Origin of the sequence: Streptomyces griseicoloratus, from assembly GCF_014534645.1 — a bacterium.
GTDB classification, from domain to species: domain Bacteria; phylum Actinomycetota; class Actinomycetes; order Streptomycetales; family Streptomycetaceae; genus Streptomyces; species Streptomyces griseicoloratus.
On record NZ_JACVQF010000220.1, the window covers coordinates 193,691 to 218,763 of the forward strand.

General features: G+C 72.9%; 20 protein-coding genes. 12 read left to right on the top strand and 8 right to left on the bottom strand.

Features of this window, described 5'->3' with window-relative positions:
• Window positions 1-59 precede the first annotated feature (59 nt).
• Window positions 60-2,747: an N-acetylmuramoyl-L-alanine amidase gene (locus H0H10_RS29085; protein ID WP_188184102.1), complete on the bottom strand. Its 2,688-nt coding sequence runs from the start codon at window positions 2,745-2,747 to the stop codon at window positions 60-62.
• A 192-nt stretch (window positions 2,748-2,939) separates the two neighbouring features.
• Between H0H10_RS29085 and H0H10_RS29090 the strand changes: the two genes are divergently transcribed.
• From H0H10_RS29090 to H0H10_RS29110, 5 genes are all read left to right on the top strand, one after another.
• Window positions 2,940-3,380 carry a hypothetical protein gene (locus H0H10_RS29090; RefSeq protein WP_188184103.1) on the top strand — a complete coding sequence of 147 codons (441 nt, stop codon included), beginning with the start codon at window positions 2,940-2,942 and terminating at the stop codon, window positions 3,378-3,380.
• Window positions 3,381-3,523: 143 nt separating this feature from the next.
• Window positions 3,524-4,141, top strand: a complete 618-nt coding sequence (locus tag H0H10_RS29095; protein WP_188184104.1) for an RNA polymerase sigma factor — start codon at window positions 3,524-3,526, stop codon at window positions 4,139-4,141.
• A gap of 45 nt (window positions 4,142-4,186) precedes the next feature.
• Entirely contained in the window at window positions 4,187-4,981 is a 795-nt protein-coding gene (locus tag H0H10_RS29100; protein WP_188184105.1) for a hypothetical protein, read from the top strand.
• Between the two features lie 400 nt (window positions 4,982-5,381).
• Window positions 5,382-6,044 carry an RNA polymerase sigma factor gene (locus H0H10_RS29105; protein WP_188184106.1) on the top strand — a complete coding sequence of 221 codons (663 nt, stop codon included), beginning with the start codon at window positions 5,382-5,384 and terminating at the stop codon, window positions 6,042-6,044.
• Complete coding sequence (locus H0H10_RS29110) at window positions 6,044-7,183, top strand: hypothetical protein (protein ID WP_188184107.1); 1,140 nt, start codon at window positions 6,044-6,046, stop codon at window positions 7,181-7,183. The genes H0H10_RS29105 and H0H10_RS29110 overlap by 1 nt, the downstream gene beginning before the upstream one ends.
• A 217-nt stretch (window positions 7,184-7,400) precedes the next feature.
• On the opposite strand, the gene H0H10_RS29115 is transcribed toward H0H10_RS29110, so the two are convergent.
• Window positions 7,401-8,249 carry a L,D-transpeptidase family protein gene (locus tag H0H10_RS29115; RefSeq protein WP_188184108.1) on the bottom strand — a complete coding sequence of 283 codons (849 nt, stop codon included), beginning with the start codon at window positions 8,247-8,249 and terminating at the stop codon, window positions 7,401-7,403.
• A 273-nt stretch (window positions 8,250-8,522) separates the two neighbouring features.
• Between H0H10_RS29115 and H0H10_RS29120 the strand changes: the two genes are divergently transcribed.
• The 3 genes from H0H10_RS29120 (at window position 8,523) to leuE (ending at window position 11,468) form a co-directional block, all read left to right on the top strand.
• The gene (locus H0H10_RS29120) at window positions 8,523-10,103 is read left to right on the top strand and encodes an acyl-CoA mutase large subunit family protein (protein WP_188184109.1); all 1,581 of its coding nucleotides are present in this window, start codon (window positions 8,523-8,525) and stop codon (window positions 10,101-10,103) included.
• A 92-nt stretch (window positions 10,104-10,195) separates the two neighbouring features.
• Window positions 10,196-10,771 (top strand): Uma2 family endonuclease, encoded by a 576-nt coding sequence (locus tag H0H10_RS29125; RefSeq protein WP_188184110.1) that lies wholly within the window; start codon window positions 10,196-10,198, stop codon window positions 10,769-10,771.
• Window positions 10,772-10,814: 43 nt separating this feature from the next.
• Window positions 10,815-11,468: a leucine efflux protein LeuE gene (gene leuE / locus H0H10_RS29130; protein ID WP_188184111.1), complete on the top strand. Its 654-nt coding sequence runs from the start codon at window positions 10,815-10,817 to the stop codon at window positions 11,466-11,468.
• Between the two features lie 11 nt (window positions 11,469-11,479).
• Here the strand turns inward: leuE and H0H10_RS29135 are convergent, their stop codons facing one another.
• From H0H10_RS29135 to H0H10_RS29160, 6 genes are all read right to left on the bottom strand, one after another.
• Window positions 11,480-12,484: a class I SAM-dependent methyltransferase gene (locus H0H10_RS29135; protein ID WP_188184112.1), complete on the bottom strand. Its 1,005-nt coding sequence runs from the start codon at window positions 12,482-12,484 to the stop codon at window positions 11,480-11,482.
• 77 nt (window positions 12,485-12,561) lie between these two features.
• Window positions 12,562-13,716, bottom strand: a complete 1,155-nt coding sequence (locus tag H0H10_RS29140) for an acyltransferase family protein (protein WP_188184113.1) — start codon at window positions 13,714-13,716, stop codon at window positions 12,562-12,564.
• A 43-nt stretch (window positions 13,717-13,759) separates the two neighbouring features.
• Complete coding sequence (locus H0H10_RS29145; protein WP_188184114.1) at window positions 13,760-14,707, bottom strand: class I SAM-dependent methyltransferase; 948 nt, start codon at window positions 14,705-14,707, stop codon at window positions 13,760-13,762.
• A 212-nt stretch (window positions 14,708-14,919) separates the two neighbouring features.
• Complete coding sequence (locus H0H10_RS29150) at window positions 14,920-17,586, bottom strand: glycosyltransferase family 4 protein (protein ID WP_223180606.1); 2,667 nt, start codon at window positions 17,584-17,586, stop codon at window positions 14,920-14,922.
• A gap of 192 nt (window positions 17,587-17,778) precedes the next feature.
• Window positions 17,779-19,113: a polysialyltransferase family glycosyltransferase gene (locus H0H10_RS29155; RefSeq protein WP_188184116.1), complete on the bottom strand. Its 1,335-nt coding sequence runs from the start codon at window positions 19,111-19,113 to the stop codon at window positions 17,779-17,781.
• Entirely contained in the window at window positions 19,110-20,090 is a 981-nt protein-coding gene (locus H0H10_RS29160) for a glycosyltransferase family 2 protein (protein WP_188184117.1), read from the bottom strand. The genes H0H10_RS29155 and H0H10_RS29160 overlap by 4 nt, the downstream gene beginning before the upstream one ends.
• A gap of 198 nt (window positions 20,091-20,288) precedes the next feature.
• Between H0H10_RS29160 and H0H10_RS29165 the strand changes: the two genes are divergently transcribed.
• The 4 genes from H0H10_RS29165 to H0H10_RS29180 all read left to right on the top strand — a co-directional run bounded on the left by H0H10_RS29165 (window position 20,289) and on the right by H0H10_RS29180 (window position 24,983).
• Window positions 20,289-21,602: a DUF6716 putative glycosyltransferase gene (locus H0H10_RS29165; RefSeq protein WP_188184118.1), complete on the top strand. Its 1,314-nt coding sequence runs from the start codon at window positions 20,289-20,291 to the stop codon at window positions 21,600-21,602.
• A gap of 62 nt (window positions 21,603-21,664) precedes the next feature.
• The gene (locus H0H10_RS29170; protein WP_188184119.1) at window positions 21,665-22,915 is read left to right on the top strand and encodes an N-acylneuraminate cytidylyltransferase; all 1,251 of its coding nucleotides are present in this window, start codon (window positions 21,665-21,667) and stop codon (window positions 22,913-22,915) included.
• 14 nt (window positions 22,916-22,929) lie between these two features.
• Complete coding sequence (locus tag H0H10_RS29175; protein WP_188184120.1) at window positions 22,930-23,868, top strand: N-acetylneuraminate synthase family protein; 939 nt, start codon at window positions 22,930-22,932, stop codon at window positions 23,866-23,868.
• Between the two features lie 47 nt (window positions 23,869-23,915).
• Complete coding sequence (locus H0H10_RS29180) at window positions 23,916-24,983, top strand: hypothetical protein (protein ID WP_188184121.1); 1,068 nt, start codon at window positions 23,916-23,918, stop codon at window positions 24,981-24,983.
• Window positions 24,984-25,073 lie beyond the last annotated feature (90 nt).

A 25,073-nucleotide genomic window follows, 5' to 3' on the forward strand; every position in this document is an offset into this window, starting at 1 on the left:
CGCCCGACGGCCGGCCGGGGACCGTACGGGTGCGGTCCCCGGCCGGCTCGGACCGGCGGCTACGGGGTCAGTGTCTGACCCAGCCGTCCGTCCGTCGGCGTGCCCAGCGTGGTCTTGCTCCAGATCACGGACTGCGAGTAGCCCAGCCCGCTGCTGTTGCTCGGGATGTGGTGCACCAGGCCGTCCGTGCCGTCCTCGCCGTCGGCCCCGAAGGTGAGGTCGGCGCGCCCGAACCCGGACAGGTCGGTGAGGGACACGGACGAGCCGACCCGGTCCTCGCTCTCCGTGGAGCCGGCGACGCCGGAGGTGTCCTGCGAGATGAACACCGAGCCGGTGCCGGTGAGGCCGGACGCGGTGCCCTTGAGCAGGACCACGGAGCCGGAGTTGACGCGGTTGACCCCGTCGCGGCTCGCGTCCTCGCCGGTGACGCCGGTGAGGAGGTCCGCGTAGCCGTCGGCGTTGTAGTCGCCCATCGACACCGACATGCCGAAGGAGTCGTTGGCCTCGTTGGCGCCCGGGACGCCGGAGGTGTCCTGGTGGATGACCCGCATGCCGGTGGTGGTGAACCCGGTGGACGTACCGAGCAGCATGGTGACCTGGCCGCCGGAGATGCCGCCGGACTCCTTGGCGACCGGCTGGCCGATGACGATGTCGTCGTAGCCGTTGTTGTTGACGTCGCCCGCGGCGATGGACCGGCCGCCCTTGACGGAGATGACGCCGGCCATGGTCAGGCCGGACGCCGAGCCGGCGAAGCGGGCCACGCGGGCGACGCCGGCGTTGTCGCGGTAGTTCAGGGCGACGTCCGCGTAGCCGTCCCGGTTGAAGTCGCCGGTGGCGGCGTCCATGTACCCGACCGAGCCCGTGGCCGAGGTGAGCCTGCCGTACGCGGTGGCGCCGCCGGTCAGCTTGACGTTGTAGTTGCCGCCCCGGCCGGTGCCGGCCGAGAACACGTCCGCCTTGCCGTCGCCGTTGAAGTCGCCGACGGTCACCGCCGAGCCGAGCTTGGCGCCGGCCCACGTCACACCCGTCGCGTAGTACGAGAAGCCGGTGTTGAGGGCGGGGCCGTAGAGCACCGTGACCATGCCGCGGTCGGCGTTGCCACTGGTGTCGTCCTCGCCGGGGGCGCCGATCGCGAGGTCGGCGTGGCCGTCGCCGTTGACGTCGCCCCAGGCCGTGGAGGTGCCGAAGGCGTCACCGGTCTCGGTGGAGTCGGGGACGCCCGCGCTGTTCTGGGTGAGCGTCACCTTGGACCCCGTCACCGGGCCGTTGACGCCGCCCGGGACCACCTTCACCTGGTTGCCCACGGGGACGCCCAGGGCCAGGTCGGTGACGCCGTCGCGGTTGTAGTCGGCGGTGGGCAGCGCGTGCGAGATGCCCGGGGTCTTCGCGAGCGTGGCGATGCGGGAGAGCTTGGGGTAGAGGTTCGCGCCGGGGCAGGCCGTGGCGTTGGTGTCACGGTGGCCGAAGACCCGGGGCAGCGTGATCGACGTGCCCTTGTCGACCAGGTTGCCGTCCTGGCCCTTCGGGGTGCCGGAGGTCAGCGTGACCTTGCCGGTCGGGTCGATGCCGTACATCCCGAACTTCCACGCGACGATCCGCGCGATCGCGTCCAGCGCGGCCCGGCTGGGCTGCACCTTCTCGAAGTTGCCGATGTAGGAGATGCCGAGCGTGTTGGTGTTGAAGCCGACGTCGTGCGCGCCGGTCACCGGCAGGTCCATGCCGCCGCTGCGGCCCTCGAAGATCTGGCCGCACCGGTCGACGACGAAGTTGTAGCCGATGTCGTAGTAGCCGCGGGCGAAGTGCTCCTGCTGGATGGAGCGCATCCGGGCGCGCGACTGGGCGCAGGACAGGCCGTTGTCGCTGTCCATGCCGGTGTGGTGGACGACGGCGGCCTTGATGTCGGTGCCGTAGCTCGGCGTGCCGTCGTAGTCCGTGGAGGCACCCCACTGGGCCTGCGTGATGATCGGCGGCTTCACGACCTTCGAGGGCCGCGGCGCGGGGATCGTGGGGGTGGGGGACGGGGAGGCGGACGGGGACGCCGAGCCGCTGGGCGCCCCGGTGACCGTCTCCGTGGGCGAAGCGGACGGCGCGGCCGGCTCCGACTCCGTGGCCGTGCCCGCGCCGGGCGCGGTGCTCGTCGCCGTCTCCGTGGGCTCCGGGGACTGCGTCGCCGGAGCCGTGGTCTCGGCCGCGAACGCCGCGGGCTGGATCGCGCCCTTGGGGTCCGTGCCGGGGTCGAGCAGCTTGACGTCCATGCCGGCCGGCTGGCCGCCCGCCTCGGTGCCGTCCGCCTTGACGACGCGCACCTCGATGCCGTCGGCGTCACCCGTCCACAGTGAGCCGGTGCCGCCGCGCGCCGCGGCCCGCTCGCCCTCGGCGCCGTCGGCCTGGTTCGGCTCGACGTCCAGATCCTGCCAGCCGGACCACTTGCCGCTCTCCAGGTCCCGGGTCCGCACCTGCGGGGTGCCCTTGGCCTTGGCATCGGGGTCGTCCCAGGTCACCAGCACGGCGCTGAAGCGCTTGGTGTCCCGTCGGTCGAGCCCCTTGCGGCCCGCGCCCTCGTTCTCCAGCTTCAGCGTGTGGATGGACGGCTTGCGCGCCGTGGCCTTGCCGTCGGACGGCGCGGACTGGTCCGCCACCGCGTACGTCACCACACCCCCGGCGCTCAGGACGACGGCTCCGGTCGTCAGCCAGACCCGTCTTTTGAGACTGAGCGGTTTGTACGCATGGGTCCTGCGAGGACTCAACTGCCCCACCCCTAGAAAAGGAACACGATCGGCACACCTGTCACACAGGTGTCAATGACTCAGCGTGCAGAGCGTACGGAACGTCACAGGCGGCCCCGTCACCGGAGTGACACCCGGGGCGCCTCGTCCGCTGGATCAGCGGGGGAGCCGGGGCGGCCTCCCGGCACCGAGCGAAGGGGTGGGGTGGTCCGGATGGACGAGGTGGACGGCGGCAGACCGCGCGCGGGGGAGATGCGGGCGCACGCGGCGGCCTTCGTCGGCCGGGCCACCGCCCGCAACCGGCTGCCGCTGGACTACTCCCCGGCCAGCCTGCGGATCGTCGACTTCCTGATCGACGGGCTGCGCAAGGGCGGCGCCGACCACGAGCGGGCCCGCGGCACACTGCTCGGCCTGGGCGCCTACGCCGGCGAGGTGCTGGTGCGCCGCGCGGGCGCGGTCTGGGTGGACTTCGACGACGGGCAGCGGGCGTACTTCGGGCAGCCGGTCGGCGTGCGGATGCCGGACGGCCGGGTGTGGAACCCGCTCGGCAAGGTCCACAACCGCCTGGTGTCCGGGGCGCCCGAGGAGTCGCTGCTCCGCTTCTACCTGACGCTGCACGGCCGGGCCCGCCGCGACCGGCCGGCCGTGGCGTGAGACCCCCGGGCCGCCGCCTGTGACGTTTCTGTGCGGCCCGGCGCTGATGACCTTGGGGGACGTGCGGCGTGACCTGCCGTGCGTGCCGCACGGGGCGGGCTCACGAGAGCGCGCCGAGAACTCGGTACGGACAGGGACGGTTCTTGGGCCAGCGAGGGGAACCCCGCCGTGTACAGGCGTACGACGGGGAACTGGGCGCGGCCGTCGCGCGGGCCCAGGAGGGTGACGAGGCCGCCTTCGCGGTCGCCTACCGGCTCGTGCAGCCCGGTCTGCTGGGCTATCTGCGCGGGATCGTCGGGGACGACGCCGAGGACGTGGCGTCCGACGCCTGGCTGGAGATAGCCCGCGACCTGGGGCGGTTCAAGGGCGACGGGGCCGGGTTCCGGGGCTGGACGGCGACCATCGCCCGGCACCGGGCACTGGACCACCTGCGCCGCCAGAAGGTACGGCCCCGGCCGGCCGCGCTGGAACAGGACCTACTGGACCTGCCCGGGCAGCACTCGACGCACGACCAGGCGCTGGAGTCGCTGTCCACGCAGGCCGCCCTGGAGCTGGTCCGGGGACTGCCGCGCGACCAGGCGGAGGCCGTGCTGCTGCGCGTCGTCGTCGGCCTCGACGGCCCCGCCGCCGCGCGCGTCCTCGGCAAGCGGCCGGGGGCCGTGCGCACGGCGGCGTACCGCGGCCTGAAGCGCCTCGCCCGGCAGCTCGGCGTCGACGGTGTGACGGAAGAGGCCCCGCGGACGCTGGGGGAGTCGACATGACGGGCCGGTGGCGGCCCGGCCAACCGAGCGGGAACGGAAGCGGACATGGGTGAACGGCCGACGCAGGGCGGTCGGGCCGACCGCCGGCCTGCGCACCCCGAGGCCGCGGCACTGCTCGCCGCCGCCCTGCGCGAGGAGAGTGGGGGCCGCGGGGGCGAGGGCGAGGTGCGGGCCCTGGCCGCCTACCGGGCCGCCCGGGACACGGGCGCCCACCGGACGGCACGCACCCGCCGCCGGGACGACTGGCGGCCCCGGGAACTGCGGGGCGGACGGCGCACGCTGAAGTCCACGCTCTCCGTACTGCTGGCGAGCCTCACCCTGGGCGGTGTCGCCTACGCGGCGATCGGCGCGGCCGGTTCGGGCGGTTCCGCCGGGAACGGCGCCGACGGCGACCGGGCCCGCCCGTCCGCCGCCGCGAGCACCCCCGGGCGGCCGGCCCCGCGGCCCTCCGCCCCGCCCTCCGCCGGCTCACCCCGGCCGGACCGGCCGGACCGCCCGTCCGCCGCCGGGGACACCGAGGCCCACTGCCGTGTGTACGAGCGGCTGGAGGGCCGGGGCAGGGCGCTGGACGCCACGGCCTGGCGGCGGCTGGTGGAGGAGGCGGGCGGCGAGAAGAACGTGGCCGCCTACTGCGCCGCGGTCCAGGCACGGCCGTCCGCGGGGGACGAGCCGGGCAAGGGGAACGGAGCGGGCGGAGCCGGCGGCACGGGCAAGCCCGACAAGAGCGGCAACCCGGGCGGTTCGCAGGGCAATCCGGGCGGTACGGCCGGCCAGGGCAACGGCGGCGCCGACGGCGGACGGAAGACGGGCGGCGGCTCGTCCCGCGGCGGCGACGAATAGCCCGCCCCCGGGCGGACGGACACCCGCACATGGCCGCGCCCGGACGACGGCGGCGACGGCGGCGCCAAGGCAACGGCCGGGGCCGCCACCCCCCACAGGAGAGGCCCCGGCCGTCGCGCGGCACGGGCCGCGCGGCGGCCCGTACTCCCTACAGCGCCACGACTGCGTTTTCTGTCACACCTCACCGCGTCACGGGTTAGTTGCAGCTTGTACGGCAATGCGATGGGGACATGGACGAGCGGCGGTTTCAAGACGTAACGTGCCTTTCGCGCCGACCAGCGGAGGGGCCTGCCCTCGCGTCACACCAGCGGCAGACCACCGCAACGATCAGTTGAGGAACCACGACGGCGAGAACCCGGTCCGTGAGAGCGGCGCCGGCTTGGGCGCAAAGAGAGGCGCGGTGCTGGGGGACGACGCGGAGCTGACCGCCGCGGTGCGTGCGGCACAGGACGGGGACGAGACCGCGTTCCGGACCGTCTACCGCACGGTGCACCCGCGGCTGCTGGGGTACGTGCGGACACTGGTCGGCGATCCCGACGCCGAGGACGTGGCGTCGGAGGCATGGCTGCAGATCGCCCGTGACCTGGAGCGCTTCAGCGGCGACGCGGACCGGTTCCGCGGCTGGGCCGCCCGGATCGCCCGCAACCGCGCGCTGGACCACATCCGCATGCGCGGGCGCCGGCCCGCGATCGGCGGTGACGAGACCGAGCTGACCGGGAAGCCCGCGGAGTCCGACACCGCGGGCGAGGCCATCGAGGCGCTGGCCACCGGCAGCACCCTCTCCCTCATCGCCCGGCTGCCCCAGGACCAGGCCGAGGCAGTCGTCCTGCGCGTGGTGGTCGGCCTCGACGCCAAGAGCGCCGCCGAGACGCTGGGCAAGCGTCCGGGCGCCGTCCGCACGGCGGCCCACCGCGGCCTGAAACGGCTGGCCGAACTGCTCGGCGCCGATCCGGAATCGGCCGGCGGACTCGACGCCCTGCCCGCCCAGCGAGAACCGCGCCGCCGTGCGGTGACGTCCGCGACTGTGACGCATACGCGTACGCGGACGCAGAAGGACATGTGATGGCCGACGAGCAGGACAGCTGGCTGGACCGCGAAACGGCGGAACTCTTGCTGCGCGGACAGTCACCGGAGGCTGTCGACCCCGCGGTCCGGGACCGCGCCGAACGGCTGGCCCGGGCGCTGCACACGCTGTCCTCGCCACCCCCGCCGACCAGCGGCGAACTCCCCGGCGAGGCCGCCGCCCTGGCCGCCTTCCGCAAGGTGCGCGCCGAGCGGGCCGGCCGGCCGGACGCGGTCCCGGGCGGCCTCGGCCGGGACACCGGGGTGCAGCCCGCCGACGCCGGGCTGGTCCGCATCGGCGGGCGGGGCGACCGTGTCCGGCGCTCCCGCTGGGGCCGGCCCGCGCGCTTCGGACTGGCCGCCGCGCTCACCGCCGGCATGGTGGGCGGAGTCGCGGTCGCGGCCGGAACCGGAGTGCTCCCGACGCCGTTCGGCGGGGCGGAACCGGCGCCCGCGGCCACCGTCTCGGCCACGACGCCCGACCGGCCGCTCGCGTCGGCGCCGGACGGCGAGCGGGGCGGCTCCACGCCCGACGGCGCCGCGACCGCACCCTCCGGCCGTGGCGACGCACGGGACGAGGCGGGCGGAGGCACGGCCACCGGCCGCGACCCCGGTGCCGACGACCGGTCCGGAGACGTTGGCGGCCGGCGGCAGAGCCTCGCCGCGTCCTGCCGTGACGTCCGCGCCGGCGAGCGGCTCGACGGCGCCCGGAGGCGCGCGCTCACGGAGGCGGCCGGCGGCGCCTCGCGGGTGTGGACGTACTGCGAGGGCGTCCTCGCCGGGACCGGCCGGGACGGCGACGGCAGCGGCAGCGGCATGACCGGCGAGGGCGGGGACGCCGCCGGAAACCGCGAGCCCCGCAAGGACACGACCGGCGAGGACGCCGGGGCCGGCAAGGACGCCGGCGGCGGCACGGGCGGCCAGGACGGCAGGGCGGACGGGAACGGCGGGAACGGCGAGGACGACGCGAAGGGCGAGGACGCCAGGAGCGGTGACGAGGGAAGGAACGGTGACGACGACGGCCACCACCTCGCCCCGCAGTCCCAGGAGCCCTCGGAACCCGAGGGCTCCTCGACCTACGCACCCCTGAAGCAGGAGCGGCCGAGGTACGCGCCGCAGTCGTCGTCCTCCTCCCGGTGACACCGCCCGACCTGCGCTTTCGTGAGCGAGGGGCACTTTTTTCGCCACCGGTGTGACACTTTCCGCCGCCGTGACGCAGTAAGAAGTGAGCCGACTGGTCATCGGCTGTCGCACCGAGCCGGGGTTCCCCCCGTACCTGCGGCTCGTGCACCTCGGCGCGGGCGGGACACGTTCCCCCGGTCCCGCCCGCGCCCCCAGTCGCCTCGTCGGCCCGGGCTCACGCGTACACGACGACCTTGTCGCCGTTGCGCACCTGCGCGTACAGGTTGGCGATCGCCGCCTCGTCCCGCACGTTGACGCAGCCGTGCGAGGCACCCGCGTACCCCCGGGCGGCGAAGTCCTCCGAGTAGTGCACGGCCTGGCCGCCGCTGAAGAACATCGCGTACGGCATGGGGGAGTCGTACAGCGTCGACCAGTGGTGGCGGGACTTCCAGTAGACGCGGAACACCCCCTCCCGGGTCGGCGTGTACTGCGAGCCGAACCGCACCGGCATCGTCGACACCGTCCTGCCGTCGATCATCCAGCGCAGCGTCCGGCTCGACTTGCTGACGCACAGCACCCGGCCGGTGGTGCAGCGCGGGTCGGGGGCGGCGGCCGGCTGTCCGCCCATGAGGTACAGCTCCCACCGGCCCGGCTCGTGCGTCATCCGCAGCAGCCGCTGCCAGGTCACGGTGTCGGTGCGGCCCGTCCGGGGCAGTCCGCGCTTGCCCTGGAAGCCCTTCACCGCCCGCTCCGTCACGTCGTCGTACGTCCCGGTCGGCCCCTCGAAGAGCCAGGCGATCTGCCGCAGCCTCGCCTGGAGTTCGCGGACGTCCCGCCCCGTGTCGCCGCGCGACCACAGCACCCGCGGCCGGGTGCGGGCGGGCGGGGCGGCGCTCCGCCGGTCGTCGGGCCGGGTGTCCGGCGGCGGTGCGCCGGTGACGTCGGCGTGCACCGGCGAACGCCCCCTGCCGTCGGCCCCCGTGCCCTGCACCGTGCACCCGCCCACCGTCACCGCGGCGGCGAGGGCCGCCACCGCGAACGACCTCCCCGCCCTCCCCGCGCCCACCGTCCCCGTTCTGCGCATCACGGCCCCCCCGCGTCGTCTCCTGGACCCTCTCCCGGGCCCGTACGGACGCCTGGATCCGTACGGACGTCATACGAGATGTTCCCCGCGGATGACGGTCCGCGAACGGGGCGGCAAGGTGGTGACGGAGACCTCATCACGGTTGTGAGCAAGGTCCCAGCGTGTGCCTCTCCACCGGGTGCACGCACGCCGCTACAGTCCGTCGGGGTTCGGTCTGCACGAGCGGGCAACCGGCAACCAACCGAGTAATTGCTCAGCGGGAGGCATCACACCATGGCGCGCGAGTCGGAGTCCGGACTGCCCATCGAACCGGTCTACGGGCCGGACGCCCTCCAGGACTGGGACCCGGCGGAGAAGCTGGGCGATCCGGGGGCGTACCCGTTCACCCGGGGGGTCTACCCGACGATGTACACGGGCCGCCCCTGGACCATGCGCCAGTACGCCGGCTTCGGCACGGCCACGGAGTCCAACGCCCGTTACAAGGAGCTGATCGCGCACGGCACGATGGGTCTGTCGGTCGCCTTCGACCTGCCGACCCAGATGGGCCACGACTCGGACGCCCCGATCGCCTCCGGCGAGGTCGGCAAGGTCGGCGTGGCCATCGACTCCATCGACGACATGCGGGTGCTGTTCGGCGGGATCCCGCTGGACAAGGTCTCGACGTCGATGACGATCAACGCCCCGGCGGCACTGCTGCTCCTGCTGTACCAACTGGTGGCGGAGGAGCAGGGGGTGCCGGCGGACAAGCTGACCGGCACCATCCAGAACGACGTGCTGAAGGAGTACATCGCGCGCGGGACGTACATCTTCCCGCCCAAGCCGTCGCTGCGGCTGATCGCGGACATCTTCAAGTACTGCCGTGCCGAGATCCCGAAGTGGAACACCATCTCGATCTCCGGCTACCACATGGCGGAGGCGGGCGCCTCGCCCGCGCAGGAGATCGCGTTCACGCTCGCCGACGGCATCGAGTACGTGCGCACGGCGGTCGCGGCCGGCATGGACGTCGACGACTTCGCCCCGCGCCTGTCGTTCTTCTTCGTGGCCCGCACCACGATCCTGGAGGAGGTCGCCAAGTTCCGCGCGGCCCGCCGGATCTGGGCGCGGGTGATGAAGGAGGAGTTCGGCGCGAAGAACCCCAAGTCGCTGATGCTGCGCTTCCACACCCAGACGGCCGGGGTGCAGCTGACCGCGCAGCAGCCCGAGGTGAACCTGGTCCGCGTGGCGGTCCAGGGCCTGGCGGCGGTCCTCGGCGGCACCCAGTCGCTGCACACCAACTCCTTCGACGAAGCCATCGCCCTGCCCACCGACAAGAGCGCCCGCCTCGCGCTGCGTACCCAGCAGGTCCTGGCCTACGAGACGGACGTGACCGCGACCGTCGACCCCTTCGCCGGCTCGTACGTGATCGAGAAGATGACGGACGACGTCGAGGCCGCGGCGCTGGAGCTGATGGGCAAGGTCGAGGACCTGGGCGGCGCGGTCAACGCCATCGAGCACGGGTTCCAGAAGAGCGAGATCGAGCGCAACGCCTACCGCATCGCCCAGGAGACCGACTCCGGCGACCGGGTCGTCGTCGGCGTCAACCGCTTCCAGCTCGACGAGGAGGAGCCCTACGAGCCGCTGCGCGTCGACCCCGCCATCGAGGCCCAGCAGGCCGAACGCCTCGCCAAACTCCGCGCGGAGCGCGACCAGCCGGCGGTGGACACCGCCCTGGCCGCCCTGAAGAAGGCCGCCGAGGGCGAGGACAACGTCCTCTACCCCATGAAGGACGCCCTGCGCGCCCGCGCCACCGTGGGCGAGGTGTGCAACGCCCTGCGGGAGGTGTGGGGCACGTACGTGCCCTCGGACGCCTTCTGACCTGGAGGGTTACCCCGTATGAGTGATCGCGGGCGGAAGCCGTCCGTCCCCGGTTACTCTCGTGGAGAGTGGGCCCCGAAAAGGAGGACGCCATGGCCGTACTGCAGCAGGAGCTGACCCTGGGCGAGGCTGCCGACCAGCTCGCCCGTGCACTGCCTGGCCACCGCGTGGAGATTCTCCAGGGGAGGCTCACTGTGACACCGCCGCCGGACGGCTCGCATCAGCTCGCACTGACCAAACTCGGCAGGGCGTTCGACCGTGCCGGGATCGTTGAGACCGGGCAGGAGTACGTCCAGGGGGTCGGGCTCTGGCTGCCGACATTGCCGGCGGACTTCGCGATCCCTGATTTCTCCGTCGTCGACGAGGACTTCCGCGACGCCCACGTCACCAAGAACTACTACGCGCCGAACGTCTTCCGCCTGGTCGTCGAGATCACCTCGTCCAACTGGTCCGACGACCTCGGCCCCAAGGTCGAGTGTTACGCCCAGGCCGGCATCCCGGCCTACCTGATCGTGGACCGCAAGCACGACGAGGTCCTGCTCTACACCGAACCGGCCGACGGCAAGTACCCCGACCCTCAGCGTTTCAAGCGCGGCCAGGACGTGGCCGTGCCCGAGTCAGTCAGTGTGCGCGTCGAGCTCTCCGTGGACACGCTTCTCGACGGCTGAAACACCGGCGCGGAGTGTCGTACCCCCGTGCGAAACTCCCTCCATGTTCGGCGTGATCGACCTTCCCACCTACCTGGCAGGACTCGTCCTCATCGTCCTGCTTCCCGGGCCCAACTCCCTCTACGTCCTCTCCGTAGCCGCCCGCAAGGGCGTGCGCACCGGCTACGCGGCGGCGGCCGGTGTCTTCACCGGGGACACGATCCTGATGACGCTGGCGGCGCTCGGCGCGGCCTCCGTGCTCACCACGACGCCGCTGCTGTTCCTGGTGGTGAAGTACGCCGGTGCCGCCTACCTCGCGTGGATGGCGTACGGGATGCTGCGCTCGGCGTGGAGCATGTGGAAGGCGCGGGGCGAGAGGGCGGCGGCCGAGACGCCGGCCGCCGCCCCGTCCGGCGGGGAACACCCCTACCGGCGCGCCCTGGTGGTGTCGCTGTTCAACCCGAAGGCGATCCTCTTCCTGATCTCCTTCTTCGTGCAGTTCGTCGACCCGGGCTACGCCTACCCCGCGCTCTCCTTCGTCGTGCTCGGCGCCCTGCTCCAGACGGCCAGCTTCCTCTACCTGTCGCTGCTGATATTCGGCGGCACCCGCCTGGCCGAAGCCTTCCGCCGCAGGCGGCGGCTGGCGGCCGGCGCCACCTCGGCCGCGGGCGCGCTGTTCCTCGGCTTCGCGGTGAAGCTGTCGCTGGCGAGCGCCTAGCGGGCGGCCTGTTACGGCCTCGGCCGAGTCCCCTGGGCCGCCCGGGCCCGCTGCTCCGCCCGGTACCGGCGCACGGCCCGGGTGACGACCGGCGGCAGCAGGTCCAGGGCGAGACGGCGGGCGCGGGCCCGGGGAGCCGGCGGCCGCGCCGGACCGGTCGCCTTCGCCCCGGCCGGCCGCGCCGGGGCGCCGGACGCAGCCGCGCCCGAACCCCGGTCCGGTCCGGGGCCGGTGGCGGCCGCCGGTGCCGCGGGCCGTCGCGAGCGGGGCAGCGACGGCGGCCGCATCCCCTGCGCCTTGGCGCGGGCCCGGACCAGCCGGTGCCCGGCGGCCCGCTCCACGGTCACCCCGCAGTCGTCGCGCTCGCGCAGCGCGGCGAGCAATCGTTCCTGCACCGGCTCGGGATCGCCCCAGGTGCCGTACAGCTTCTGGCTGCTCAGGCAGACGGGACGCAGCCCCCGGTTGAGCACGGCCTCCCAGGCGGCGACGGCGACACCCGGGGTGTGCTCGGTGCGGAAGTCGTCGAGCACGACGATGCCGTCGGGCAGCAGCAGGTCGCGGGCCGCGCCGATGTCGCCCTGGACGTGCTCGTACAGGTGAGAGGCGTCGATGTGGACGAACCGGCAGGTGCCGGGAGCGACCTCGTCGACGATCGCGGAGCTGGGGGCCTGGACGATCGTCGGCAGGGTGTCGTGGAAGGTGAGGTAGTTGCGTTCGAACGCCTGCCGGGTGAGCGAGGAGTACGACCGCGCCAGCTCGGCCCGGTTCGCCTCGTCCGGCGCATCGGTCCCGAACAGGTCGCAGACGGTCAGTCTCTCGCCGTCCCGCAGGTGGTGGCCCAACAGGATCGCGCTCTTGCCCATGTAGGCGCCCAGCTCCAGCAGGTCGCCGCGGATCTCCCGCGACTCCTGCCAGTCCAGGAACCAGGAGAACAGCACCTGGTCGAGCGGCCAGAACCAGCCCGGGACGTCGTTCAGCTCACTGGGGTCCTTGTGCGTAGCTTGCGCAGTCGCCATGAAGCGAGCATGCCCGCTTCATGGCCGGAAAGCGGTCAGCGCGCGCAATCTTCTGGGCGGAATATCGCACGATTCGCTCAACGTGTCCGGGACAGCACCGTCCGCAGCCGCGGCGTCAGCGGCTTCTCGACGAACCGGTGCAGCAGCCAGGCCAGCACCAGCATCGCGGCCACCGTCAGTGCGAAGGTCGCCGCCGACGGCACGTGCAGACCCCGGTGCAGGGCACGGATCACCACCCAGCCCAGATGCTCGTGGACCAGGTAGAAGGGGTACGTCAGCGCCCCGGCCACCGTCAGCCAGCGCCAGTTCACCCGGCTCAGCCAGCCCAGCGCGATCGCCGCCACCGCCACGAAACCGAAGGCGACGACGAGGACGATGCCGAACGTGGTGCGGTGCGCGAAGGCGTTCGGGTCGGAGGCGTTCCACAGCTCGCCCACCGCGTAGTGCTGCCCGATCAGGAAGCTCACCGCCGTGATGCCCCACGCGTGGGCGTCCCGCCGGTCGCGGTGGACGAGGTACAGGCCGATGCCGCCGACGAAGAACGGGGCGTACTCCGGCATCAGCACCAGGTCGAGCAGCGGCTCGTGCGCGGCCTGCGCGAGCGCCGCCGCCAGCAGCCAGCCGGCGCAGAACAGCACGACGCGCCGGCGGTTCGCGCCGGGCAGGACGACGCACAGCGCGAACAGCGCGTAGAAGCGCACCTCCACCCACAGCGTCCAGCACACGCCCAGCACCCGGTCCGCGCCCAGTGGCTGCTGCAGCATCGTCAGGTTGACCAGGGCATCGCTCGGCGACACCGCGTCGTAGGCGACCACCGGAAGCGCGAACACCGCCGTGACCAGGACGACCGCCACCCAGTAGGCCGGCATCAGCCGGGACACGCGGGAGGCGAAGAACGACGTCAGGGACCGCCCCCAGCCGCTCAGGCAGATCACGAACCCGCTGATCACGAAGAAGACCTGGACACCGAGGCAGCCGTAGGCGAACAGCGTGTGCAGCGTCGGGAACTGGAACTTCGGCGAGCTGCCCCAGGCGTCGGTGACGTACCCGCCGCGTCCGCCGTAGTGGTACGCCGCCACCATCAGCGCGGCCACCAGCCGCAGCCCGTCCAGGGCCCGCAGCCGTCCGCCCGGGCCGGCCTTCGGGGCCCCCGGTGCCGGTGCGGGCGGGGAGGGGGCCGCCGTGGGCGTCCCGGGCCGCGCTGTCGACGTGCTCACGACCGTCTCGGTCACGTTCGTACTTCTCCTTAGACCGCTCTCCGGTCGGTGTCGGTGCTCAGGACGCCCGCAGGTACGCCGAGTGGGCCGCCTTGCCCAGGTACGTGAAGCGGGTGTCGCCCTTCAGGTGGTCGTCCAGGGCGTTCTTGATGCCCGGCCAGTGCGGGTCGCCGTAGTCGTCCAGCACGACGACCGCGCCGGGCGCGGCGATCTCCTCGGCCCACTCCAGGTCCTGGGCGACGCCCTTGGCCGAGTGGTCGCCGTCCACGACGATCACGCCGTAACGGCGGTCGGAGACGGCCGCCCGGGTCTCGGGGTCCTCGGAGAAGCCCTGCTGGATCCGCGCCGCGGCCCCCGCCGGACCGGCGAGGCCGAGGTTGGTGCGGACGGCGTGCTCGTCGACCGGGGCCCCGGTGGGGTCGGGGCGCTGCTCCGTGCCGGGCTGGAGCTGCACGCCGGCGAAGGGGTCGACGATGGTCAGGCTCGGGCTGCGGCCGTCGCGCTCCATCATCCGCACGAGCCCGGCGGAGAACATGCCGTACAGCGTGCCGATCTCCAGGATCTCGTCGTTCGGCGGGTCGAGCAGCGGGATCGTGCCGAGCTTGCCGCAGATGTTCATGGTGCCGCCCGCGATCCGGCCCACGCCCAGCGACTCCAGCGCCACGAGCAGCCGGAAGGCGGCGGCGACGTTGCGCACCGCCGCGTCACGGTCGCCGGACAGGGCCGCGACCTCGGCGTACAGGCGCTCCAGCGGGGCCTCGGCCACCATGCGGGAGATACCGCGCCCGCGGGGACCGAGGAGCAGTTCGAAGGTGAGCTGCCGGCGCTGCAGCAGCTCGACGTCACGCACCAGCTGCTCGCTGCCCGAGCCGCCCGCCGCCCCCCGGTCGGTGGCGCGCCGGACCGCCGAGCGGACCTGCCGCTCGATGCGCTGGTCGATGAGGTCGGCGACCGGGCGCAGCAGACGCCGGGAAACCGAACTGCGGAGCAGGGAACGGCTGTTCATGGACCAAGGACCTCAATCCGTCACGGAGTTGAACGTGAGTACGAGGAACATGCGTGGGGTGGGTGGGGCAAAGGCTAGGCAAGGGCCCGCCCAGGAGAAGAACAACTGAGCGGGCCATCAGGGGAACTTCTGCGGAACTCCGGGTGTCGGGCCGGGGGCGGCCGCCGTCGCGCCCCCGCCGGCCGCCGTCGCGCCCCCCGGCCGGCCGCCGCTCAGTCCCCCTTGCGCAGCCGTGCCGAGTGGTGGGTCACCTGTGCCCTGACCGACTCCTTGCGGGCCAGCTGCCGGATGGCGCGTCCGCGCGCACCGAGCAGGGCCGCCACCCGGGAGATCTCCGACCACACCCGGCCCCGGTCGCCGCCGGCGATCGCCGCCGCGGCCAGCAGCTGGCACGCCTCCTTGGCCTGGCCCCGGGCGGCGCGCAGCTCGGCCATGCCGATCAGTACGTCCACCGGCTGCCGGCGGCGCAGGATCTCGGTGCCCACGCGCAGGGCGTCCTCGACGTTGCCCGTCCTGACGTGGCGCTTGAAGTCCTCGTTGAGGTGCCGGATCTGCTGCGGGATCACCGCCCGCAGCTCTTCGGGACCGCCGTCGTCCGCCGCCTCGCCGGCCTCCGCGGCAGCGGCGTCCTGCCGGTGCGGCATGTCACCCGGCCCGGGCAGGCCCAGCGCCGCCGTCATCCGCGCGGTGAACGCGGGGATGTCGAAGAGTTCCTCGACCTCCCGGTAGTCGTCCTCCGAGACCCGCTCGCCGAGCACGGCCCGCAGTGCCTCGAACGCCGCCCTCGGCGTGTAGTCGGCGAAGGACCGGTAGCCGGGCACCCCGTCCAGCACCTCGTGGGAGCCCACCCGCCGGTAGGTGACCACCCGCAGCCGCTGCTGGACCGCCTCGACCACGGACAGCGGCATCGGGTCGTCGACGGAGGAGAGGAAGAAGACGTCCGACGCGGCGAGTTCCTCGCGGACCCGCGCACGCGACAGCGCGCCCATCCAGGTCACCCGGTCGGAGATCAGCGTGGAGGAGGCGATCCGCGGGGTGCGGTGGCCGATCCACGCGAACCGCCACGGCAGTCCCTCGGCGTGCGCCAGCTCGGCGACCCGGGAGAAGATGTCGAGGCCCTTGCGGTCCTGCATGGAGCCGACCATCACGATCCGCGGCTCCGCGCCGGGGACGGCCCGCGCCCGTACCCGGTGGGCGTCCTGCGGGACGGTGTTGTAGACGACGACGGGATCGGTGACGCCGAGCCCGCGGAACATGTCGGCCTGGGCCGTCGACACGCACAGCACCTGGAGCTGCGGCAGCAGCCGGAGCATCTCCTTGTGGCGCAGGGTGTGGTGCTCGGCCTCGTAGGCCATGACGTGCTCGGTCTCGTGCGCGTACAGGAAGACTTTCCGGTCGTCGGACACCAGTTCGCCCAGCAGTTCGTTGCCGATGGCCGAACGCCACAACGGTGCCAGGCTGTTGACGAGGACGACGTCGATGTCCTTCAGCGCGTCCAGGACGTCCTCGGTGCGGCAGTAGGCGCTCAGGTCGATGTAGCGGATGTCCACGGGGGAGTGCGCGAGCAGTGCCTGCGTGTACGTCAGGACGGGGATCGCCACACCGGTGACGTAGCCGAAGCCGAGGCCGAGCACGGCCAGTGAGCGCGGCGGCGTCTGCCGGTCCCGTACGGCCCGCAGGGCGCGCTCGGCGCGGGTGCCGGACCGCGCGGGCACGGCCCCGGCGGACTCGGAGGCAGCGCGGGGTTCGCGGACCTCGGCCTCCTCCACCACCGTGAGGATCCGCTCGGCCACGTCTTCGCGGAAGGTGAGGAAGTGGGTCAGCGGCTCGCCGGTGTTGTTGCCCGCGAACTTGCCCGTGCGGTGCAGCTGGCCCGCCACGTCGGCGAGTTCTCCGACGCTGCCGACGTTGCGCAGCAGCGCGTGGTTGACGGCCGGGAAGACGATGTTCAGCGGCGGCGGGCTGAACAGCACCAGCGGGACGCCGGCCCGCAGGGTCTGCAGATAGGTCGTGGAGAAGAAGGTGACGGCCAGGTCGTAGGACTCCAGGCCGGCCGCGTCCAGCAGTGCCGACTCGTCGAGGACGGTGATCCCGGGCAGGCCCTCCAGCCACCTCAGGTGCCCGGACAGGGTCGAGGGGTGCGGCTTGACCGCGACCTCGCCGAACTCGGCGAGCGCCTCGCAGGCCGCCCGCAGGTACTCGCGGTGCTGACCGGCCGCCAGTTTGCGCTGGTCGCCCAGCGGCTGGTCGAGGACGATGATCCGCAGCGGGTCGCGGGAGGTGCGCGCCGGACGCGGCGCGGGATTGTGCGCGGCCCGCACCAGGTCCGGGTCGTCGCTGTGGCCGAGGGCGCCGGTGATGTGGACGGCCGGGTCCGCGTCCGCCGTGCGGTACAGCAGGTGGTGGGCGGTGGCCGGTCCCCAGACGCACACGGCGGCGGGGTTGGAGGACCCGTAGTACCAGTTCTGGTCGCGCAGGCCGGGTCTGAGTCTCTTGTAGTGGAAGTCGAGGTGGCCGTCCTGGACCAGGACCACCGGCAGCGTGCCGGTGAGGGCGCGGGCGACCCTGCTGCCGCGCTGCGACTGGTCATTGAAGAGGATCAGCCGGTCGACGGCCTCGGCCCGCACGAACTCCGATATTCGGGGGCCCGTCTCCTCCAGGAACTGCGCGTGCGCCAGCGTCTCCTCCTCCCGGAAGAGATTGCGCACCCGCGTGCCGTCGAGCCGGGCCGAGGCCTCCTCCTCGATCCACCGCCCCACGTCTCCGTCGAGGTCGGCGGTGACCGGCAGGAAGGTGTGCTCCCGTGCGCCGGGGGCGTTCATGATCCGTGCGGTGAGACCGACACCGTTGCGGTTCTCGATGAAGACGGCGATACGCATAGACAACCAGCCCAGTCCAAAGGGTCTGTGATGCAAGATGCACAGATGCACAGAGATGTGGTTTTTCCGAGGAGATTTCCCTGGGGGATCATCGCATGAGGAGTGACGACGAATGGGTGAAGGGAAAATGAACGGAGAGCGGGCTGGTCGATGACGAACTCCGCGTTCATGTTCCCGACACCGGGAATTACCTCATCGTTTGATCGAGCGCCGAATGGCCCGCGCCCGCCGTACCACCTTGCGTGCCGTGGAATTGTGCGGGAGGAATGCCAGCCGCTCCGGAATGCCGCCGGGCAGGCCCAGTGAGGTGAGCCGCCGCTTCTTGAAGTACCGCCGGGTGCGCGCGTTCAGACTGCTCCGCAGGTACTCCTCGGCCGCCGGCCGCAGCTCCGGCAGGATCTTCGGCTGCATCGCGAACCCGACGGCCCGCACCAGCGCGGCGAGGGCGTCGGTGTCCAGGCCCCGCCGCCCCTCGGCGACCGCGGCGGCGTCGGCCGGCTCGGGCAGCAGCGCGTCGACGATGGTCACGGGGACGCGGTTGCTGTTCTCGTACGGCGTCAGCCGGTCCAGCAGCAGGTCGGTGCCCACCCGGGCGACCGGCAGCCCGTACAGCGCGGACGCGGTGAGCAGGGCGGTCGAGAAGCAGCCGACGACCAGCGCCGGGCGCATCCGCTGGTACAGCACCTCCGCCAGGACCGGCGTGTCCAGCACCGTGAGCTCGACGCCCAGCTTCTCCGCCTCCTGCTCCAGGGTGCGGGCGAAGCGGGCCGGTGCCGTCGGGTGCGGCTTGAACACCACCCGGGTGTGACCGAGCCCGACGGCCCCCGTCAGCATCCGCACGTGCAGCCCCTCCTCCTCCTCGGCGGAGAGGATGCCCAGGGCCGACAGGTACTGGCCGAGCAGCAGCGCCGGCTCCTCGGCGTCCGGCAGACCGGTGCCGGTGTCCGCCAGCTCGGCCAGCACCTTGGTGAACGCGGTGGTCGGCACGGTCTCCGGTGCGACGCCGAACTCGGTCAGCAGCAGCGGCCTCAGCCCCGGCACCAGGTCCAGGTGGAGCAGCCGCTCCACCCGCGTGCCGACCAGCGGATCGAGCTTGTTGCGGGTGGGGCCGTAGCTCATCAGGCCGTCCGCGTAGACGGTGAGCGGCGCGTCGGTGAAGATCTGCGCCACCCCGAGCGCCGGGTGCACCTGGATCGACTCCACGGCGAGTGCCACGTCGTCGTCGCCGAGTCCCCAGGCCAGCCGCAGATACCGCTCCCACAGGGGCACGTCCTCCACCCGCGGCGACCAGCCGCCCGGATGGAAGGGGAAGATCGCCTCGTTCCACGACACCACGTCGTCGAACCGCGACCGCAGCCGCTCGAAGCCGGGCATCTCGTCCACGGACGGCGTCGTCTCGGGCGTCGCCGCGTTGTTGGAGACCAGCAGGATCCGCCGGTCGGCCGGGGCGAAGCAGCCCGCGTCGAGGGCCGCGGCGAGCGTGGCCGTGCCGTACAGCGTCGACGCCATGAAGATCTGCGTGGTCACGCGGCCACCTCCGCGGCCGGCACCGGACGGCGGCGCAGCCGGCGCAGCCGCGTGGCGCGCTCGGCGTCCATCGAGCCGAGCACCTGGTCGAGCGCGTCCTGCGGCATCCGCCGCAGCGCGGCGGCGCTCATCGCCTTGAGTTTCCGTGCCACGGCGGGCTCGAACCTTTCGATGGAACCGAGATGGTGGGAGATGATCGCGCAGTACGTGCGCACGGCCTTCGGCAGCAGGTCCGCGGCGTCGGGGTCCTCGGCGGCCCCCGCGACGACCTCGTCGAAGGCACGGATGAAGTCGAGCTGCCGCACGTCCCCGATCTGGGTGAGCGAGGACGCCACCCCGCGCCGGTAGAAGACCCCGAGCAGCCCGGTCACCGCGAAGGACTCCGCCTCCCGGTGCAGCTTCCAGATCCACGGCCGGTCCTCGGCCGTGCGCAGCCCGTCGGTGAAGTGCAGCAGGCCCCGCTCGACCAGCCGGCGGTGGTAGACGCCGGCCCAGGCGTAGGGGTAGTCGACGGAGGTGGACCGGTGGGCGGGCAGGATCGCGTCGCGCGGACGCAGCCGGACGTTGCGCCGGCCGTGCGGCGCCCGGTGCACGGTGCGGGCCCGCGCCGTGCACTGCACGTGGTCGGTGCGCACGAAGTCGCAGCCCAGCTCCTCGATGGCGGCGACCAGCCGGGGGTAGTAGCCGGGCGCGAGCCAGTCGTCGCCGTCCAGGAAGGTCAGGTACTCGCCACGGGCCCGGTCGATGCCGGTGTTGCGGGCGGTCGCCAGGCCGCCGTTCCGCTCGTGTCTGAGCAGCACCGCCCCCGGCAGCTCGCGCTCCGCGCGCGCGAGAATGTCCACGGTCCCGTCGGTCGAGCAGTCGTCGACGAGAATGAATTCGAAGTCTTCCCGCGCGTTCGCGCGCAGACTCCGCAGGGTGTCGGGTGCGTATTGCCGCACGTTGTAGAACGGCACGATGACGGAGAGCTTGAGCACGTGAGGGACGTTAGGCGGCGGCCCGGCATTCGGTTTTACCTGTGGCTTGATGCGAGGTGAACGAGGCGTGGCGAAGCCGTGAAGCGAACGCTTTTCCCGGCGTCCGGCGACCCGATTCGCCGTTCGGCGGTGTGCTGTTCACCGTTTGTTGGATTCCGGTTGGGCGGTTCCTAGAAATGGCTTCCTAGCGTCTTCGGCGTGCCAGCAAGTGCAACGAAGGCCCTGCGAGTGGCCGTCCTCGCGGACTCCGACACCCGGTGGAAATGGGGCGCGCTCACCGCGAACCGTATCGCACCGAACGATTCGGACATCCACCTGGACGGCTACCTCCTGCGGGGCCGCGCCACCCCCACCGCCCGCCAGCTGCAGGAGGTCGGCGTCGACGCGGACTCCCTGCGCGAGGTGACCGCCGTCGAGTTCCTGCGCGCGATGGCCGAGGAACCGTACGACGTCCTCGTCCTCGCCCTGGTCGGCGGCGGCGTCCAGGCCGTGCTGCACGGCCTGAAGCGGGTCTGGGAGGACCGCGCCGACCGCCCCGTCGTCGTCACCGGCTACGTCGGCGTCGTCTACGAGAAGCTCGCCGACGGCCTCCTCCTGCGGCACGGCGCCGACCTCGTCCTCGCCAACTCCCGTCAGGACGCCGACCGTTTCCGGGCGGTGTACGAGGGGGTCGGCGCCGACGCCTCGGCGGTGACGGAGGTCGCGCTGCCCTTCCTCGGCGGCGCCGAGCACACCGGCGACCACGACCCGTACACGGTCGTCTTCGCGGCCCAGCCGTCCGTGCCGGACAACCGCAGGGACCGCACCTACCTGCTGGACCGGCTCATCCGGCACGCCCGCCGGCACCCCGAGCGCGAAGTGCTGCTCAAGCTGCGCTCCAAGCCCGGCGAACACACCACGCACATCGAGGAGCTGCCCTACCAGAAGCTGGTGCAGAAGGCCGACCCGCCGTCCAACTTCCGCCTGGTCTACGGGCACATGGGCGAGGTCCTCGACCGCACCGACCTGCTGGTGACCGTCAGCTCCACGGCCGCCCTGGAGGCCCTGCACCGCCGTATCCCCACGGTCGTCCTCACCGACCTCGGCGTGCGCGAGGCCCTCGGCAACCACCACTTCGTCGGCTCCGGCTGCCTCGCCTCCTGGGACCAGCTCGACGACGGCCACCGCCCGGTGCCCGACCCCGAGTGGGTCGCCCGGCAGGGCGTCGCCGCCGGCGGCGGCTACGCGACCGCCTTCGACGCGGCCCGCCGGCGCATCACCGAACTCCTCCGGCGGCCCGGCGGCCTGCCCCCGCTCACCCCGTACTACACACCCGTCACCGCTCCCGGCTACCTGCCCGGCATCCTCGCCCGCCACCACCTCGGCCCGGACGGCACCCCGCTGCCCGGCGCGCCCGCCGCCGACCGGGAACCCGGTGCCGTCCGGCAGATCGTCCGCCGAGCCGCGCGTGGCGCCTACCGGCACGGCGTGCAGCGGGTGGCACCGGTGATCAGGCGCATGGGGGAACTGTGACCACCCCTCTTCCCGCGCCGACCGCCCCGATCCCCGCCATACCTGCGCAAGGAGCAGATCCCATGACCGACCCGGAAGCGGACCTGGGCCCGGCGGTGCGCCGCGTGCTCGCCGTGATCCCCGCGCGCGGCGGCTCCAAGGGCGTCCCCGCGAAGAACCTCGCGCCCGTGGGCGGCGTGCCCCTCGTGGCCCGCGCGGTGCGCGAATGCCGTGCCACCCGCCTGGTGACGGACGTGGTGGTCTCCACCGACGACCGCGCCATCGCGGCGGCGGCCCGGGAGGCGGGCGCCGAGGTCGTGCTGCGGCCGGCCGCCATCGCCGGGGACACGGCGACCTCCGAGGCGGCCGTGCTGCACGCCATGGACGTCCACGAGGCCCTGCACAGCGCGGCCGTCGACGTGGTGCTGCTCGTGCAGTGCACCAGCCCCTTCCTGGTCCGCGAGGACGTCGACGGGGTGGCCGCCGCGGTCGTCGAGAACGGCGCGGACACGGCCGTCACGGTGGCACCGTTCCACGGCTTCGTGTGGCGCGACGCGGACGACGCGACCGAGGGCGGCCACGGCGTCAACCACGACAAGTCCTACCGCCCCCGCCGCCAGGACCGCCCCCAGGACCTGCTGGAGACCGGCGCCGCCTACGCCATGGACGCCGCGGGCTTCCGCACCCACGGCCACCGCTTCTTCGGCCGCACCGAACTCGTCCGCACCGACCCGGCCCGCGTCCTGGAGATCGACGACCCGCACGACCTGGCCCGGGCCCGCGCCCTCGCGCCCCTCTTCGACTCGGCGCGCCCCGGCGCCCTCCCGACCGCCGCCGACATCGACGCGGTCGTCCTCGACTTCGACGGCACCCAGACCGACGACCGGGTGCTGATCGACTCCGACGGACGGGAGTTCGTCTCCGTGCACCGCGGCGACGGACTCGGCATCGCCGCCCTGCGCCGCAGCGGCCTGGCGATGCTGATCCTGTCCACGGAACAGAACCCGGTCGTCGCCGCCCGCGCCCGGAAGCTGAAGCTCCCGGTGCTGCACGGCATCGACCGCAAGGACCTCGCCCTCAAGCAGTGGTGCGAGGAGCAGGGCATCGCGCCCGAGCGCGTGCTCTACGTCGGCAACGACGTCAACGACCTCCCGTGCTTCGCCCTCGTCGGCTGGCCCGTGGCCGTCGCCGGCGCCCACGACGTCGTACGCGCGGCCGCCCGCGCCGTCACCACCGTCCCCGGCGGCGAGGGCGCGATCCGGGAGATCGCCGGCTGGATCCTCGGCCCCTCGCTCGACTCCCCCCGAACCCCCACCAGCACCCAGTCCAGGTAAGGAAATCCCCCGCCATGAGCACCAACTCCCGCATCCGCACGTTCGGCACGCGCGAGGCCGGCCCCGGCCGCCCCGTCTACATCACCGGCGAGATCGGCATCAACCACAACGGCGACCTCGACAACGCCTTCAAGCTGATCGACGTGGCCGCCGAGGCCGGCTGCGACGCGGTCAAGTTCCAGAAGCGCACCCCCGAGATCTGCACGCCGCGCGACCAGTGGGACATCGAGCGCGACACCCCCTGGGGCCGGATGACGTACATCGACTACCGCCACCGCGTGGAGTTCGGCGAGGACGAGTACCGCCAGATCGACGAGTACTGCAAGTCCAAGAACATCGCCTGGTTCGCCTCCCCGTGGGACACCGAGGCCGTCGCCTTCCTGGAGAAGTTCGACGTCCCCGCCCACAAGGTGGCCTCCGCGTCCCTCACCGACGACGAGCTGCTGCGCGCCCTGCGCGCGACGGGCCGCACGGTCATCCTCTCCACCGGCATGTCCACCCCGAAGCAGATCCGCCACGCCGTCGAGGTCCTGGGCAGCGACAACATCCTCCTCTGCCACGCCACCTCCACCTACCCGGCGAAGGCGGAGGAGCTGAACCTCCGCGTGATCAACACCCTCCAGCAGGAGTACCCGAACGTCCCGATCGGCTACTCCGGCCACGAGACCGGCCTGCAGACCACGCTCGCCGCCGTCGCCCTCGGCGCCACCTTCGTCGAGCGCCACATCACCCTCGACCGCGCCATGTGGGGCTCCGACCAGGCCGCCTCCGTCGAGCCGCAGGGCCTTCAGCGCCTCGTCCGCGACATCCGCACCATCGAGGCCTCCCTCGGCGACGGCGTCAAGAAGGTCTACGAGTCCGAGCTGGGCCCCATGAAGAAGCTGCGCCGCGTCACCGGTGTGGTCGCCGAGGCGGAGATCGCCGCGGCGGCGGGCGAGCCGGTCTCCGTCTGACCCACCCCACCCCCCACCACCCCCACCGACGGGACGGTCGTACGCCGATGAGCCCCCGCGCCGGGAATACCGGCCCCCACACTCTCGCCTTCGTCGAGAGCCCGGTACAGCTGCTGAACGTGCTCGAGTGGGCGCACACGCACGCGCCCGGCGCGGGGCTCACCCTCGTCGTCCTGTCACCCGTCGACCCGATGACCCGCGGCCAGCTGCGCCGCATGGCCGAACTGGCCCGGCAGGAGGGCCACGAGGTCCGCTGGGAGGAGGCGCGGGGCGGTGCCACGGCGCCCTTCCGCACGATCGGCGGCCTGGCGTCCGCCCTCCGCCGCGCGGACCGCATCGCCCTGGGCGACCCCTTCTCCCGCTACGTCCAGCTGCTCCTCACCATCACCCGGGCCCGCGACCTGGTCGTCGTCGACGACGGCACGGCCACGATGGAGTTCGTCACCCAGCTCGCCCGCGGCGAACGCCTGGTCCGCTGGCACCGCAAGGGCACCCGCCCCGGCCCCCGCGACCTGCTCTTCGCCCCGGTGTCGGCCTCGGCACGCCACCGCCTGACCCCGGCCGGCGGCCGTCGCGTCTCGCTCTTCTCCTCCATGCCGATCGAGGAGACCCCGGACGGTGTCACGGTCACCGCGAACGACTTCGCCTGGACCCGCGCCCGCTTCGGGCCGCCCCGCATCACCAAGGGCGCCGACATGGTCGGCACGTCCCTGGTGGAGACGGGCGTCGTGGACGGCGACCGCTACCTGGACGCCGTACGTGCCCTGGCGAAGACCCACGGCGCGACCCGCTACTTCGCGCACCGCCGCGAGAGCGCCGAGAAACTCCACCGGCTGGCCGTGGAGACCGGCCTGCAGATCGTCCGCCCCGACCTGCCCCTGGAACTGATCGCCCGCCGGGGCCCGATCGGCCGGACCATCCTCAGCTTCCCGTCCACGGTCGTCCACACCCTCCCGCTGGCCCTGGCCGGCACGGAGGTGAGAATCGCCGTCTGCGACATCGACCCCGCCTGGCTCACCCAGCACGCCTCCCCGCGGGCCCGCGGCTTCCTGTCCGGCGTGACGGGAACGGCACGGGACGTCCACCGGCTGTCGGCGGTCGCGGCCGGCGGCTGACCGGGCGCCCGGCAGGCACGGGCCGTCCGGTTCCGTTCCCCCCTCCCGCAACGGCGCGTCGAGCGTCTTGACTGACCGGACGTCGCCGCC

Excerpts from the sequence above, each read along its gene's own strand:
- H0H10_RS29120 (WP_188184109.1), top strand. The coding sequence starts at position 8,523 with ATGGCGCGCGAGTCGGAGTCCGGACTGCCCATCGAACCGGTCTACGGG.
- H0H10_RS29180 (WP_188184121.1), top strand. The coding sequence starts at position 23,916 with ATGAGCCCCCGCGCCGGGAATACCGGCCCCCACACTCTCGCCTTCGTC.
- H0H10_RS29100 (WP_188184105.1), top strand. The coding sequence starts at position 4,187 with ATGGGTGAACGGCCGACGCAGGGCGGTCGGGCCGACCGCCGGCCTGCG.
- H0H10_RS29150 (WP_223180606.1), bottom strand. The coding sequence starts at position 17,586 with ATGCGTATCGCCGTCTTCATCGAGAACCGCAACGGTGTCGGTCTCACC.
- H0H10_RS29135 (WP_188184112.1), bottom strand. The coding sequence starts at position 12,484 with ATGGCGACTGCGCAAGCTACGCACAAGGACCCCAGTGAGCTGAACGAC.
- H0H10_RS29170 (WP_188184119.1), top strand. The coding sequence starts at position 21,665 with ATGACCGACCCGGAAGCGGACCTGGGCCCGGCGGTGCGCCGCGTGCTC.
- leuE (WP_188184111.1), top strand. The coding sequence starts at position 10,815 with ATGTTCGGCGTGATCGACCTTCCCACCTACCTGGCAGGACTCGTCCTC.
- H0H10_RS29110 (WP_188184107.1), top strand. The coding sequence starts at position 6,044 with ATGGCCGACGAGCAGGACAGCTGGCTGGACCGCGAAACGGCGGAACTC.
- H0H10_RS29145 (WP_188184114.1), bottom strand. The coding sequence starts at position 14,707 with ATGAACAGCCGTTCCCTGCTCCGCAGTTCGGTTTCCCGGCGTCTGCTG.
- H0H10_RS29125 (WP_188184110.1), top strand. The coding sequence starts at position 10,196 with ATGGCCGTACTGCAGCAGGAGCTGACCCTGGGCGAGGCTGCCGACCAG.
- H0H10_RS29175 (WP_188184120.1), top strand. The coding sequence starts at position 22,930 with ATGAGCACCAACTCCCGCATCCGCACGTTCGGCACGCGCGAGGCCGGC.
- H0H10_RS29090 (WP_188184103.1), top strand. The coding sequence starts at position 2,940 with ATGGACGAGGTGGACGGCGGCAGACCGCGCGCGGGGGAGATGCGGGCG.
- H0H10_RS29115 (WP_188184108.1), bottom strand. The coding sequence starts at position 8,249 with ATGCGCAGAACGGGGACGGTGGGCGCGGGGAGGGCGGGGAGGTCGTTC.